The organism is Streptomyces sp. NBC_01016 (assembly GCF_026341035.1).
Taxonomy (GTDB): Bacteria; Actinomycetota; Actinomycetes; order Streptomycetales; family Streptomycetaceae; genus Streptomyces.
Genome location: NZ_JAPEOQ010000002.1, coordinates 2,510,910 through 2,524,461 on the forward strand (window position 1 = coordinate 2,510,910; position 13,552 = coordinate 2,524,461).

Genomic DNA, 13,552 nt, shown 5'->3' on the forward strand with positions numbered 1-13,552 from the left:
GATCAGGGGGACGAGGACGTGACCGTGTGGCCTGGGGTGGGCGACGTGCCAGGGGTGTTGGTGTCGGGGACGGCCGACGTGACCGTGGTGTTGGCGTGCGGGACGGCCGTCGTGGCGGTGGTGTCCGGGGCGGTCGACGTGACCGTCGTGACGGTGGTGTTGATGTCCGGGACGGTCGTCGTGGCCCGCCTGGTCAGCCGCGGTGCCACCAGCTCGACCGTGGACGAGGCCCCCGCACCCTCCTGGTCCAGGAGGCGGAACAGCAGGTCCATGGCACGGCGGGAGACCTCACGCGGCTCCGTGGAGACATTGCTCGGTTCCGAGGGCTCGGCGACGGCCCGCTCGTCGGTGCACAGCGCCACGACGGCGGCGTCCTCTCCGGGCACCCTGCCGAGCGCGCGCAGCGCCGCGAGCACGTGCGGCAGCGCGCGGTGCCCGGCGACGACGAACCCCACCGGCCCCTCCGCGTCCGCGAGTTGGCGTCGCACCTCCTCCGTCACCGGACCGTGCTCGGGCTCCAGCGGGCTGACCGAGCGGAAGTCGAGGCCCGCCACCGCGGCGGCCCGCTCGGCCCCGCGCGCGAACCGCGCCACATAGTTGAGGCCGCGTGCCACCTCCGACTCGGCGTGCCCGAGCAGGACGACCCTGCGCAGCCCGCAGGCGGCCAGCTCCTCCACGGCGAGCCGCCCCGCCATGCTGAAGTCCAGGTCCACGTAGTGCAGTTCGGACGGCACGTCGGGCACACCGATCGTCACCACGGGCACCGGGAGCGCGGCGGCGACCGGGATCCGCTCGTCGTCCGCCTCGATCCCCATCAGGACGACGGCGTCGCACAGCGCGCGCCCGGCGAGCCGGCGCAGCCCCTCGGCCCCCTCGTCGGCGGTGACCAGGAGCACATCGTGGTCCCGCTCACGGGCGCAGGTGGTGATCGTGTCGAGGAACGGGATCAGCCCCGCAGGATCGCCCGCGGTCCCGAAGGGCACCACCAGACCGATCACCCGCGTCCGCCTGCTCACCAGCGCCCGCGCCCCGGCATGCGGCTGGAAGCCCAGCTCCCGGATGGCGTCCTCGACCCGCCGCCGGGTGTCGGCGGAGACCGGGCGCCGGCTGTTGAGTACGTACGAGACGGTGCTCTGCGCGACTCCGGCGAGCCGCGCGACGTCCTTGCTGGTGGCCGACATCGTCCTGCCTCACCTGCCTCATCCGCGTCGCGGGCCGGAGGTACGCACGCCTCTCCTGCACGGTGCGCACGTCGCTACTCATCAATACGTACGTCGACACACGCGATGCATGCCGCGACACGTCGATGCGTATCGATGGCGTGTGTCCGGGACGCTAAAGGGGGCTTGCGACGGGCGTCAATCCCCTTGCAGCAAGCGGTGGTTGATGCCGACAGGGGCAGCACGGCGCTGCTGTTGCCGATAACCCCGTCCGCGCAGGTCATGTGGGACGGTGGTATTCGTGAGGGTGCGTCCAGAAGCTCGCGCCGGCAGGTCTGCATCGTCTCGAAGAAGTCGCAGGCCAGCAGGCCATTGGTCTGACTGCGCAGAAAGTCGGCCCAGGTGCTGGAGCAGCCCGGCGAACAGTAGTCGGTCGCCCGGCGTGAATGCCGGCGTGTCGACCTGGCGTTGCAAGACCGCGAGTTGGTGCCGCAGCACCAGGACCTCGATGTCCTTGTCGCGGTCGCCGTCCACCGCGTCCTGGAACAGCGCAGTCGTCGGCGACGTGACCGCCCATGGCTGTGATCGACGGTCAGGGTCTTCACCTGCGCGGATGATGTGTCGGGCACCCGCAGAGTTGGTGCGGTACTTCCATGCGATGGCATCGAGCGTGCCGCGGTGATCGGCCCAGCGCCGTCGCCGGACCGGATAGGCCGGCATGAGCGGCTCGTTCCGGTGATTTTCCCCATTTTTCAGGCGTAAGCGGTGGTGTTCGGGAATCCTGCCGAGGTACCTCTGAAAACCACCGTAAGGAGCCCCTCAGCGCGCCGCCCACCCCGGAAAGCCTTCGCTGCCCTCATCGCCGCAGCCGCCCTCGCCCTCCCCCTCCTCACCCCCGCACCCGCCTCGGCTGCCACCGCCACCAGCCGCTTCGCGAACTACCGCTACGGTGACTGCCTGCGCGAGACCGACGAAACCGGCCTCAAGGGCGACCGCTGCACCACCGGACGCGGCAGCCTCCTGTGGCAGTGGAACGGCCGCCTCAACACCAGCACGACTCTTAAGAACAACTACTGGGGCCGCTGCCTCGACAGCAATGACCGCGGTGACGTCTACCCCCTGCGCTGTAACGGCGGCTCGTACCAGAAGTGGCGCACCGTCCAGCCCGCCGCCCGCAGCGCCATCATGCTCCAAAGCGTCGGCACGGGCCGCTGCCTCTACCAGCAGGACAACGGCCTCTACCGCACTGCCCGCTGCGACCGGGGCGCCCAGAACCAGCGCTTCACCATCGGCTGAACGGATCTCTCGACCGCTTCAAGATGCCGCTGTGCGAGCGGGTGATGTCGGCGTGCCGGACCTGGACGGCGCGGGGTCGGGCGTGCACCGTGTGCGGCAAACCGACCACCGTGGGGAGACCCGTGAGCCGTGCCACCTCTGAAGGCGCGGACACGTTCGACTGGGCTGCGCTGCGCGGCCGCCGGGTCGTCCTCGACGACGGCTGGATGAGCGAGGAGGACCGGCCCGGCCGCACTACTCGTCACCAGGGAGCAGTCAGCGACATCAAGACCAGTGACGCCGGCGCCGTGCTGTCCTCCGCAGCGTTCTCTTCCGGATGCCGGCCGGTTGGTAACCTGGCCGTCCCTGACCTTCACGTTCACGCAGTCGACGAAGACCATCGGGTAGACCGCGTCCAGGTCGACTTGGACACCTCGGTGCCGTACGCCTCGGCCAGATGCGCGGAGATCTCGCCATGGCTGAGGCCCTTCGCGGACAGCGACAGCACCGTCTCGTCGACTCCATCGAACCGCTTCTGCCGCTTCTTGCCCACGGCCTCGGAAGCATCCGTGGCTGCCTTGCCGGCCTCGGTACCACTCCTCACATCAGTCATCAACTGTCGCTCTCTGCACGCGAGTTACACCACTCGCCGTACAGACCCTCCTCGCCGGCGTCGTCCCCACCACGCTGCCGATCCTGATGCTGTACGCGTTCGGCAAGTAACCGGCCGGCGGTGGCCGGGAATTCCTATTCCTCGACCTGCTCCGGATCGATCGGAATCTCGCGTGCCGTATTCTCGGCGCGCTCCTCGGCGCTCAACTCCCGCGCCACGGTCCCGCAGCAGCGGTTGAACTGGTTCTGCCAGTCCGTCTTGAACATGTCGTAGCTGGACTGGCCGACCAGCTTCAGGTCCGACTCGTCGTTGTGCCAGACGCCGTTGCTCGTCCAGTTCGAGGAGCCGACGAACACGAGTCTCGAGTTGGTCGCACCCGCGTAACCGCCGCTGACCATCATGTACTTGTCGTGCGTGTAGTGCAGAGCGTTGCCGTTCGCGTCGGTGCCGCGGCTGGTGTCGTGCACGGTGATATTGGGCCGGTCCTTCAGGTAGTTCTGCACGCTGCCGTCAACCTGGCCGGCGGTGAAGAGTATCTGTATCTTCACGCCGGTCTTTGCCAGGCTCACCAACTTCTTCGGCAGCTCCAGATAGTTCCGGTCGCCCGGCTGCCCGTGAGAGGTCCACTCGAACATGGCGATGTTGATTGTGGCCGGCGCCTTGATGTTGTTCAGGAAGTCGACCCAGGTGTCGCTTTTGGAGCGCGCCTTGGGCCACTGGTAGGAGGGCGGGGACAGTGTCGTCCTGGCGGCCTCACCGCTGGTGGAGTTGTAGTAGTCGGGCACCAACGGGCCCGGGCCGCCCAGCGCCCCCTTGGCCATGGCTGTGAAGTAGCGGACGTAGGAGTTGTACAGGTCGACGTTGCCCTTGACGGTGGCGCCACTGTTCCACGCGGTTCTGGCCTGGGCGGAGGTGGGGTTGGCGCTGCTGACGGTCACAGTCCTGTTCGCGTCGCTCCCGCCGCTGAGCATGTAGTACTTCGCGTGCAGGGCGGAGCCGGAGTAGTGGGTCAGGCAGCCGCCAGGGCACAGCGCGGCGAAGCTGGAGGCTTGCGGGTCGTTGCCCAGCTCGGTGACCATCGACTGCCAGATCGCATTGTCGCTGTGAGAGTCCATCAGCGCCTTGACGATGACGCCACGTTGGTGTGCGGCGATCAGGGCGTTGGCGAAGTCCGGGCCCGGCTGGGTGCTGCCGATCGAGTACATGGCGACGCGTATGGTCTGCCCGCAACTGGCGCTGTTGATCGATTCGATGATCGGGCCCATGACGTTCATCTGGGCGTCGGCGTCCTCCGGGTCGCTGAAGCTCGGGCCCGGTCTTGAGGTGAACGTCCGGGAGTCGCAACTGAGCGGCGGCTTGGCCTTCTTGACCGCCGCGTGCGCCGTTGTGGGCGTCAGCGCGGTGACGGCCAGCGCGGTGATCAACGTGAGCGTGCGCTTCATGGACGGGCCTTTCACTGGGGTTGTTGACGATGACGAGACGGGTGTTGCTGTGCTGATCGCCCCATGAGTGGTCGCCGAGGTGGGCCTGGTGGACGACGTCGCAGTACGGGCCTGTCCGGCAGTTCGGTGTGACGGGATCACCCGTCATCCGTCGGATGAACTACTCATGGCTTCGGATCAGTTGGCGGCGTTCGCCCCGAACATCGGGTAGCCGTGGCAGGTGATGTCGCTCGCGGCGAGGGCGGCGCCCCAGCGGTCGTGAGAGGAGGCCGCGGAGTCGGCGATGGCGGTGCCACCGGGCAGGCGGCAGGCCGAGCCCTGAAGGATCGCGACGGTGCCGCCGTCGAGGTCGGTACCGACCTTCTCGGTGTTCTGGCTGATGGAGGTGCGCTTGGCCGACGTGATGCGGTTCGCCGATTCGTACAGGGCGACGAAGTCCCCGGCGTTCTTCGGCCTGGACGCAGTGGTGTTGCCGGCGGAGAACGCGACGTCGCCGGTCAGGGGCGCCGCCGAGGCGTTCGCCGTGGCGACGCGGATGCGCGTCGGAGGCGGGGTGGTAGGGCGTATGTGCGTGGCCATGCGTTGAGCTCCTGCAGGGGACAGCGGCGTCCGGCGGACATCCCGCTTCGATGAGGTGTTGGACCGTTGGCGTTTGCCCGAATTTGTTCCAGGCGTGACCCACAGTTCGGCACACAGGAGACTCACGAAGGCGTCCGAGGGTTGCACGAGAAAGCAGAGAAGCGGCCGCGACGCTGCGCAAGTTGAGCCAGAGGGCGAGCCAGTGGGCCGCGGCGTTCGGTGGGCTGCTGGTGCGCGAACCAGTCGCGGGTGTCGGGTTGAGTGTCGTACTCGGACAGGTGGAGAGCTTGCCCGCGGAGGAGGAACTGCGATTCGTGGCGGGGCGCGGTTGGTAGAGGGCGTTGTCGCGGAGCATCGCGAAGAGCACGTCGACGCGGCGGCGGGTGAGGCACTGGCCACCACCAAGGTTCCTTCGCCGGGCTTCCACCTGTAGCGATGCCTCAACGCGCTTTACAGCATTGCCGTTGGAGTCCTCCATGCCTTACCTTCCTCTCAGATATAAGACATCAGAGAAGTTGGGGGAGTCGTGGAACGCATCGTCATGCGGAAGGTGATGTGGAGGATCGTGCCCCTCCTCGCCGTCTGCTACCTGGTCTCGTTCGTCGACAAGACCAACATCGGCGTCGCCCAGCTGGGCATGCAGGAGGGTCTCGGACTGTCGGACGCGGCGTTCGGGTTCGGCGCGGGCATCTTCTTCATCGGTTACTTCCTCTGTGAGGTACCCAGCAACCTGGCTCTCGTCCGCTTCGGTGCGCGGCGCTGGATCGCCCGCATCATGCTCACCTGGGGCGTCATCGTCGTGCTGACGGCGCTGGTGCAGGACGTGATGTCCTTCAACGCGATGCGCTTCCTGCTCGGTGCCGCGGAGGCGGGGTTCTACCCGGGAGCGTTGTTCTATCTTTCGCAGTGGGTCCCGGCCGCACACCGCGGGAAGGTCATCGGCTTGTTCCTGCTGGCCAACCCGGTCTCGACCGTGGTCGGTGCGCCACTGATGGGCATCCTGCTGGACATGCACGGCTTCCTCGGTGTCGAGGGCTGGCAGTGGGTGTTCGTCATCACCGGACTGCCCGCCCTGGTGCTGGCCGTCGTGGTCTTCTTCGCACTGCCGGACTCTCCGCAGTCGGCGAAGTGGCTCACCGCGCAGGAACGCGCCTGGCTCGTGGGGACGTTGAACGCCGAGCGGGCGGCCGCGCCGGCCTCGCACGGCAGTGGCTGGCGGGCGCTGCTCGACCGGCGCGTGCTGTTCCTGTGCCTGTGGTTCGCGGCGTTCCCCACGGCGGCGTACGGACTCCGGCTCTGGCTGCCGACGCTGATCGCCGAGCTCGACGTCTCGGCCACCGTCAACGGACTCCTCAACGCCGTACCGTTCCTCTTCGCCGCGATCGCGCTGTACTTCTGGCCGCGCATTGCCGCTCGTACGGGGCGCAGCTATCGGCAGATCGCCGGCTGCACACTCGTGGGCGCCGCCGGCCTCGCCGGTGCCGCGCTGAGCGAAAACGCCGTGGTGGAACTCGCGTTCATCAGTCTGGCGGCGGTCGGTATGTTCGCCGGGCAGCCGATCTTCTGGAGCCTTCCCTCCCGTCTGCTGGTGGGCGCGCAGGCCGCGGCAGGTCTCGCGCTGATCAACTCGGTCGGAAATCTCGGTGGTTTCGTCGGGCCCTACGCCGTCGGTGCCATCAAGGGCGCAACCGGTTCGCTCTCCGCGTCGATGCTCTTCCTGGCGGGGGTCATGGTGTTCGCCGCCGTCATGGCGGGCATCGCCCGCACCGTCTTCGGGTCCCCGCCGACCGTCCCGGCGCCCGCCCCCGACGTCTCCGCAACCCCCGCACGTAACGCCCAGGAGTCCTGAATGCCTGCCCGTCCCAACGTTCTGCTCATCACCGTCGACCACTGGTTCGGCCGGCTCCTGGGATGTGCCGGTCACCCCGTGATCCAGACGCCCACCCTCGACTCACTAGCCGCGGCCGGGACCCGCTACACCCGCGCCTATAGTGAATCCCCGGTGTGCGTGCCGGCCCGGCGCTCCATCATGACCGGAACCACGCCCCGCACCCACGGCGACCGGATCTTCCAGCAGGACCTTCCGATGCCCGAACTGCCCACGCTGGCGCAGACGTTCCGGGACAACGGCTATCAGGCGTACGCGGTGGGCAAGCTGCACGTCTTCCCGCAGCGCAGCCGCATCGGCTTCGACGATGTCTGGCTGAGCGAGGAGGGCCGCTCGCAGTGGGGTGTGGCCGACGACTACGAACGGTTCCTCGCCGCCAACGGACACGCCGGGCTGAGCTACGCCCACGGCATGAGCAATAACCAGTACACGTACCGTCCTTGGCACCTGCCCGAGACGATGCACGTCACCCACTGGGCCGCTCGGACGATGGCCGAGACCATCGTGCGCCGCGATCCCACCAAGCCGGCCTTCTGGTACCTGTCGTTCACCGCGCCGCACCCGCCGCTGACACCACCGGCGGCCTACCTGGACATGTACGCCGGACAGGAGATGGACGAACCGATCGTCGGTGACTGGGTCGTCCAGGGTGAGACGGCGCCGCCGCAGCTCCAGCGGCGTCGGCACGCCGACAGCCCGGTCGGAATGCGGGAGGCCGAGGAGCTGGCGGCCAAGCGTGCCTTCTACGCCCAGTGCACCTATGTCGACCACCAACTGCGGTTCGTCATCGGTACGTTGCGTGAGCAGGGGCTGCTCGACGACACCGTCATCATGTTCACCTCGGACCACGGCGACATGCTCGGCGATCACGATCTGTGGGCCAAGCGCGTCTTCTACGAGAAGTCCGCGAACGTCCCCATGCTCCTCGTCGGCGACACCACCTCCGGGCGCGTTCCGGCGGGTGAGGTCGACGACCGGCTCGTGGGGCTCCAGGACGTCATGCCGACGCTGCTCGGCCTTGCCGGGATCGAGGTGCCGGACGAGGTCGAGGGCGTGTCGATGGTCGAGGACACCCGCACGTTCCTGCACGGCGAGTACGGGGAGGGGGCGGAGGCCACACGCATGGCCCACGACGGCCGTCACAAGCTCGTCTACTACCCCATGGGCAACGTCGTGCAGCTCTTCGACGTCCCTGCGGACCCCTGGGACGAGCACGACCTGGCGGGCGTACCGGAGTTGGCGCCGGTTCGCGAACGGCTGCTCCGGAAGATCGCGGACGAGGCATACGGCACGGACCTGGAATGGATCACCGACGGGCTTCCGACAGGGCTCCAGGCCCAGGCGCAGCGCCTCCCGGTCGACCGCGGGCTGTCCCAGCAGCGCGGACTACACTGACCGCCATGGGGACCTCAATCACGATCGGCGCGCTGCCCGGCGAGAAGTCCGGCACGCTCACGAACCGTGTCGAGGAAATGCTGCTGTCCGCCGTCGTCTCCGGTCGCTTCGAGGCCGACGCCCGGCTGCCCCAGGAGGGCGAGCTCGCCGAGGAGCTGGGTGTCAGCCGCCTGACCCTGCGCGAGGCGTTGCGGTCGCTGCAGCGGATGGGTGTGCTGCGTGTCGAGCGGGGGCGTGGGACGTTCGTCAACGCCCGCGCCCGCTGGTCCCATCTGGACCCGACCGTGCTCGCGGCGATGATCGACGCGGGGCAGGGTACTGAGCTGTATCGCAGCCTCACCGAACTGCGCCGGATGGTCGAGACGGGCCTCGTCGGCCTGGCTGCCGAGCGCCGTGACGATGAGCACCTCGTCGGCCTCGAAGCGGCCGTGGAGCGCATGCAGCAAGCCTGTGACACGCACGACGTGCAGGAGTTTGCCGCCGCCGACATGGACTTCCACGGCATACTGCTGGACGCCGCGGACAACCCTTTGGTCCTGGGTATCTACGAGTTGATGAACGGCGCGCTGCGACGGGTCAGGGAGCAGACGACCCGCCGTACCATCGGCGACGCGTCCGCGGTCGTCATGCACCGAGGCATCTTCGACGCCGTCGCGGCCGGTGACGCCGCCGACGCCGTGGCGGCGATGAACCGTCACTTCGACAACACCGACCGGTACGTGTCGGAGGTCATCGAGCTGATGACCTCCGGGGCGCGGAAGGACGAGGGCGCCACGTCGGCGTGACGGCGCGGGAGCCGGTCAGCTGATCGAAGCCGCGCGGCGGACACCGAGGTTGCCGGCCGAACTGTCCGGGGTGTTCGAGGTGCGAGCGGCGACCCGGTACCGGTTGCAGTACGAGTAGTGGCACAGGTAGGAGCCGCCGCACCGGTCCTCCGTGGTCGGCCGCCCGGCCAAGCTGCCTCACGCGCCCGCCGCCAAAGCGGTCGTTGCCGCCGACCTCTCCGAGGAGGCGATCGGCGGCAGGGCCGACGTGCTCATCGACACCGTCGGCGGCACGGTGCTGCGCGACGCGCTGGCCCTGGTGCGCCCGCAGGACCGGGCCGCGCTCGTCGGCTACATCGCAGGCCGCGAACTCGCCGTGGATCTCGCCGACTTCTTCCTCGCCGACGTGTCGCTGCTGCCGGTCAACATGATCAGCCGCGGTAAGAAGGCCGCCCCGGAGGTCCTGCGACTTCTCCCGGCCCTGTCGTACGGCGAGCTGTCGCTGTCCGGTTCCACCCCTCGTCATCGAGTGTCGTGGCTCGGCGACAGGATGTCGTGGGCCCGGTGTCCCAGTACGAAGTCGTCGTCGCGGTCGATCCATTGGCGGCGCAGGACGGACAGGGCGATCAAGGTGTTGAGGCCGTTGAGGCCGGGGAGCGCGCCGAGGTCGTCCGTGACGAACCTCGACAAGTGGTCCTCGTCGGCGAAGACCCCGTGGTGGAGGATCGAGGCCGGTCCGGCGGTCATGACCGTGAACCGCCCGCAGGAGTGCTCGCCGAGTGTGGTCAGCACGGTGGGGACGTGCCGCGGCTGGACGTCCAGGGTGAACAGCGCGGTGATCGGGAACCCGAGGACGGCCGGTTCGATCTCCACCCGAGGGCGGACGGCCCCCGATTCCAGGAGTGACTGGATCGTCCGGTAGGCGGTGGACCGGCTGACGTCGAGTTCGCGGGCGACCTGTGCCGCGGAGATCCGGCTGTCCTCGACCAACAGCTGGAGCGTGCGGAACTCGACCTCGTTGAGAGGTCCGACGCTGGTGGGGGCCGCATCGGGAAGGGCGTCGGCCTGTCCGCGCACTTCCTCGGTCTGCCGGTCGGTGAGCCGGTCGAGCCGCCAGGTGAACGCCTCGCGGGCGGAGCGCAGTACCAGGTGCGACTGGATGGACGCGATGCCGGGGATCTCGGGCAGCGTCCGGGTCAGCAGGCGCCGCTGGTCCGTGCCCGGCAGCGGATAGAGGGTGCAGTAGATGTCCGAGTCGCCGGTGGTGGTGATGAGCGACTGGGCCTGCGGCACCTTCTGGATGGCGGCCGCGACGTCGCCCGTGGCGCCGGGCCGGCACTTGATCCACACCACATAGGGATTGCCGGTGGTGAGGAGCGACCAGTGCACGGTGCTGATGAAACGCAGGAGCCCCAGCTGCTGCAGCCGCTGGATGCGCCGCCCCGCCGTGCTGGCCGAGGTGCCCAGGATCTCGGCGACGGTGTTCAGCGGCGCCCGGGGCGCGATCTGCAGCGCTGCCACCAGATCAAGGTCGGCGTCGTCGAGGCCGTGCTCCATCTCTTGCATGCGAGAAGCGTACAGGGAGCGATTCTGTCATTCACGGGACAGTGATTGACACAAACACGCATCACGCTGTCTTATGGCGAGCCATAACGCCACGGAACAGCAGCGGGAGGGCCTCATGGCCGAAGTGAAGGAACAACGGCAGCCGCCGACCTCGGTGGTCCTGCGTGTGCTGGACTTCGTGGACCGGGCAGGGAACAAACTGCCCCACCCGTTCTGGCTCTTCCTGATCCTGAGCGGTCTGATCGTCCTGGCGAGCTGGCTGCTCGCCGCGCTCGGCGTCTCGGTGGTCTCGCCCGCCGACGGCTCGGTCATCGCCGTCAAGAGCATCGTGTCCGACGCGGGCGTGAAGATGGTCCTCGGCGATGCGATCACGAACTTCGTCGACTTCCCGCCGCTGGGTCTGATCGTGGTGGTCATGCTCGGTGTCGCGATCGCGGACGGCACCGGCCTGCTCCCCGCACTGATGCGTGCCGCGCTCGCCCGGGTCCCGGCCAAGATGGTGACCTTCGCCGTGGCCTACACCAGCATGTTCTCCCACGTGGCCGGAGACGCCGCGTTCGTGGTGATGATCCCGCTCGGCATGATCGCGTTCCGCGCGGTGGGCCGCAGCCCGATCATCGGTGCCGTCGTCTCCTACGTCGCGGTGGGCGGCGCGAGCAGCGTCAGCCCGGTCATCGAGGGCTCGGACGCGATCTTCGCGGGTCTGACCACCTCGGCGGCGCACACCATCGACCCGTCCTACGCGGTCACTCCGGTCTCGAACTGGTTCTTCTCCGTGGCGTCCACGCTGCTGCTCGCGATCACCATCACGATCGTCACCGAAGCCGTCGTCGTGCGCCGGGTCGCCGCGATGAACGCCGTCGAGCTGGAGCTGACCGACGTCGAAGAGCTGCCCGACATGACCCTGTCCGCCGAGGAGCGCAAGGGCGTGCGCCGGGCGATCACCGCCGGAGCGCTGTACGTGGCCGCGGTGGTCCTCGCGATGCTGCCCACGGGTTCCCCGCTGCGCGGGGAGGGCGGTTCCGTCGTGGCATCGCCGCTGTTCGACAACATAGCCGTGATCCTGATGGTGTTCTTCATGCTCATCGGCATCGTGTACGGACTGACCGTGCGCACCATCACCGCCGCGCAGGACATCCCGGAGCTGATGGGCCGAGGGTTGCGCGAACTGGTCCCGGTCCTGGTGCTCTTCTTCGTGGTCGCGCAGTTCCTCGGCTACTTCAAGTGGAGCAACATCGGCCAGGTCATCGCGATCTCCGGGGCCGATGTGCTCGACTCGCTCGGCGCGCAGCCCGTGGTGATCTTCATCGGCGCGGTGCTCCTGATCAGCCTGCTCAACCTGTTCCTCACCAGCGGTTCGGCGATGTGGTCGCTGGTCGCCCCGATCCTGGTGCCGATGCTGATGCTGCTGCACATCCGGCCGGAGACCAGCCAGGCGCTGTTCCGGATCGCGGACGCGCCCACCAACAGCCTCAGTCCGATGAGCCCGTACTTCGTCATCGCGCTCGGATTCATCCGCCGCTACCGGCCCTCCGCGGGCATCGGCACGCTGATGTCCCTGGTGCTGCCCCTAGCGGTGGTCAACCTCGTCGTATGGGTGGTGCTGTTCCTCGCCTGGTACACCCTGGGCATCCCGCTCGGCCCGGGCGTCCCCGTCCGATAACCCACTCAACTCCCTTACCCCACCCACAGATTGGCGCACCCTCATGTCCGCGAAGCCGCTCTCCACCTGGTTCCGCACCCACCTCGACGACCTGCTCGCCGACCTGTCGATGCTCGTCGGCCTCGAGTCGCCCAGCACCGACAAGGCGCTCCTCGACACCACCGCCGACGCGCTCACCGCCTGGCTGCACGACCGGCTCGGCCCGCCGGCCGAATGGGTCCGCCGCGAGCAGCCGGAGCGCGGTGACATCCTGGAGGCGACCTACCCCGGCACCTCGGGGGAGCGGGTGCTCCTGGTCTGCCACTACGACACGGTGTGGCCGGCGGGCACTCTCGCCGAATGGCCCTTCAGCGTGGAGAACGGCGTCGCCAGGGGCCCGGGCATCTACGACATGAAGGCAGGGATCGTCACGGGCGTCTGGGCGCTGCGTGCCCTGCGGGCCCTGGACCTGCCCCACCCGACGGTGACCTTCCAGCTCACCGGCGACGAGGAGACGGGCAGCGTGGCCTCGCGCGAGCACATCGAGAACGCGGCCCGCGCGAGCGCGGCGGCCCTCGTCCTCGAGCCCGGTATCGGCTGGGACGTCAAGGCCGGACGCAAGGGCTGCGGCATCTTCGACGTCACCACCACCGGCATAGAGTCGCATGCGGGCAACGACCCGGCCGGCGGTGCCAGCGCGATCCACGCCATGGCGGAGCTGGTCACCCAGCTCGCCGCGGCGCAGAACCCCGAGGCAGGCACCACGATCAACGTCGGCGCCATCCAGGGTGGCACCGTCCGCAACGTCGTCGCGGGCCGTGCGCACTGCCTCGTCGACGTCCGTATCACGCAGCAGGACGAGGCCGACCGCGTCGACGCGGTGTTCGCCGCGCTCCGCGCCACCGACCCGCGCGTCGACGTGAAGGTCGGCGGAGGGTGGAGCCGCCCGCCGATGCGTCCGACGCCGGCGAGCAAGGAGCTGTTCGACCTGGCCGACGAGGTCGCCGGTGAGCTGCGCGGTCCCCTGGATCCGATCAGCGTCGGTGGCGGCAGCGACGCCAACTTCATCTCCGCGCTCGGCATCCCGGTCCTCGACGGGCTCGGCTGCAGCGGCGCCGGCCCGCACGCCCGGCACGAGCACGTGATCGTCGACGACATCCCCGACCGGGTCGCGCTCGTCGCCGGTCTCCTGCACCGGATGGCCACCAAGGCTGCCTGAACGCCCCCT

General features: G+C 68.7%; 11 protein-coding genes and 2 pseudogenes. 6 read left to right on the forward strand and 7 right to left on the reverse strand.

Annotated features, from left to right (window positions below; genetic code table 11):
• Positions 1-2: 2 nt before the first annotated feature.
• A complete protein-coding gene (locus OG746_RS38175) occupies positions 3-1,181 on the reverse strand; it encodes a LacI family DNA-binding transcriptional regulator (protein WP_266723121.1) in 1,179 nt (392 codons plus the stop codon).
• 177 nt (positions 1,182-1,358) lie between these two features.
• Positions 1,359-1,880, reverse strand: coding sequence for a hypothetical protein (locus OG746_RS38180; protein ID WP_524540524.1), 522 nt, complete (start codon positions 1,878-1,880; stop codon positions 1,359-1,361).
• A gap of 45 nt (positions 1,881-1,925) precedes the next feature.
• Between OG746_RS38180 and OG746_RS38185 the strand changes: the two genes are divergently transcribed.
• Positions 1,926-2,456 carry an RICIN domain-containing protein gene (locus tag OG746_RS38185; RefSeq protein ID WP_266723123.1) on the forward strand — a complete coding sequence of 177 codons (531 nt, stop codon included), beginning with the start codon at positions 1,926-1,928 and terminating at the stop codon, positions 2,454-2,456.
• A gap of 320 nt (positions 2,457-2,776) precedes the next feature.
• Here the strand turns inward: OG746_RS38185 and OG746_RS38190 are convergent.
• The 3 genes and pseudogenes from OG746_RS38190 to OG746_RS38200 all read right to left on the reverse strand — a co-directional run.
• Positions 2,777-2,982: pseudogene (locus OG746_RS38190) on the reverse strand (transposase); the annotation flags it as partial.
• A 200-nt stretch (positions 2,983-3,182) separates the two neighbouring features.
• Entirely contained in the window at positions 3,183-4,490 is a 1,308-nt protein-coding gene (locus OG746_RS38195) for a phospholipase D-like domain-containing protein (protein WP_266723125.1), read from the reverse strand.
• 177 nt (positions 4,491-4,667) lie between these two features.
• Entirely contained in the window at positions 4,668-5,069 is a 402-nt protein-coding gene (locus OG746_RS38200; protein ID WP_266723127.1) for a hypothetical protein, read from the reverse strand.
• Positions 5,070-5,595: 526 nt separating this feature from the next.
• Between OG746_RS38200 and OG746_RS38205 the strand changes: the two genes are divergently transcribed.
• Genes OG746_RS38205 through OG746_RS38215 form a run of 3 tightly spaced genes read left to right on the forward strand, consistent with a single transcriptional unit; the run spans position 5,596 to position 9,137 of the window.
• Positions 5,596-6,918 (forward strand): MFS transporter, encoded by a 1,323-nt coding sequence (locus OG746_RS38205; RefSeq protein WP_266723129.1) that lies wholly within the window; start codon positions 5,596-5,598, stop codon positions 6,916-6,918.
• Positions 6,919-8,352 carry a sulfatase-like hydrolase/transferase gene (locus tag OG746_RS38210; protein ID WP_266723131.1) on the forward strand — a complete coding sequence of 478 codons (1,434 nt, stop codon included), beginning with the start codon at positions 6,919-6,921 and terminating at the stop codon, positions 8,350-8,352. It abuts the gene before it with no gap.
• A gap of 5 nt (positions 8,353-8,357) precedes the next feature.
• Positions 8,358-9,137 carry a FadR/GntR family transcriptional regulator gene (locus tag OG746_RS38215; protein ID WP_266723133.1) on the forward strand — a complete coding sequence of 260 codons (780 nt, stop codon included), beginning with the start codon at positions 8,358-8,360 and terminating at the stop codon, positions 9,135-9,137.
• Between the two features lie 15 nt (positions 9,138-9,152).
• Here OG746_RS38215 and OG746_RS38220 read toward each other — a convergent pair.
• Both OG746_RS38220 and OG746_RS38225 read right to left on the reverse strand, forming a co-directional pair.
• Positions 9,153-9,278: pseudogene (locus tag OG746_RS38220) on the reverse strand (SUMF1/EgtB/PvdO family nonheme iron enzyme); the annotation flags it as partial.
• A 360-nt stretch (positions 9,279-9,638) separates the two neighbouring features.
• A complete protein-coding gene (locus OG746_RS38225; RefSeq protein WP_266723135.1) occupies positions 9,639-10,682 on the reverse strand; it encodes an Lrp/AsnC family transcriptional regulator in 1,044 nt (347 codons plus the stop codon).
• A 115-nt stretch (positions 10,683-10,797) separates the two neighbouring features.
• On the opposite strand from OG746_RS38225, the gene OG746_RS38230 reads away from it, so the two are divergent.
• Together OG746_RS38230 and OG746_RS38235 are read left to right on the forward strand one after the other, a co-directional pair.
• Complete coding sequence (locus OG746_RS38230) at positions 10,798-12,345, forward strand: AbgT family transporter (protein ID WP_266723137.1); 1,548 nt, start codon at positions 10,798-10,800, stop codon at positions 12,343-12,345.
• A 43-nt stretch (positions 12,346-12,388) separates the two neighbouring features.
• Entirely contained in the window at positions 12,389-13,543 is a 1,155-nt protein-coding gene (locus OG746_RS38235; protein ID WP_266723139.1) for a M20 family metallopeptidase, read from the forward strand.
• The last annotated feature ends 9 nt before the right edge of the window (positions 13,544-13,552 follow it).

Bases quoted from the DNA above. Each gene is read 5' to 3' on its own strand.
- OG746_RS38180 (WP_524540524.1), bottom strand. From the start codon at position 1,880: ATGCCGGCCTATCCGGTCCGGCGACGGCGCTGGGCCGATCACCGCGGC.
- OG746_RS38210 (WP_266723131.1), top strand. From the start codon at position 6,919: ATGCCTGCCCGTCCCAACGTTCTGCTCATCACCGTCGACCACTGGTTC.
- OG746_RS38175 (WP_266723121.1), bottom strand. From the start codon at position 1,181: ATGTCGGCCACCAGCAAGGACGTCGCGCGGCTCGCCGGAGTCGCGCAG.
- OG746_RS38195 (WP_266723125.1), bottom strand. From the start codon at position 4,490: ATGAAGCGCACGCTCACGTTGATCACCGCGCTGGCCGTCACCGCGCTG.
- OG746_RS38235 (WP_266723139.1), top strand. From the start codon at position 12,389: ATGTCCGCGAAGCCGCTCTCCACCTGGTTCCGCACCCACCTCGACGAC.
- OG746_RS38200 (WP_266723127.1), bottom strand. From the start codon at position 5,069: ATGGCCACGCACATACGCCCTACCACCCCGCCTCCGACGCGCATCCGC.
- OG746_RS38225 (WP_266723135.1), bottom strand. From the start codon at position 10,682: ATGCAAGAGATGGAGCACGGCCTCGACGACGCCGACCTTGATCTGGTG.
- OG746_RS38215 (WP_266723133.1), top strand. From the start codon at position 8,358: ATGGGGACCTCAATCACGATCGGCGCGCTGCCCGGCGAGAAGTCCGGC.
- OG746_RS38230 (WP_266723137.1), top strand. From the start codon at position 10,798: ATGGCCGAAGTGAAGGAACAACGGCAGCCGCCGACCTCGGTGGTCCTG.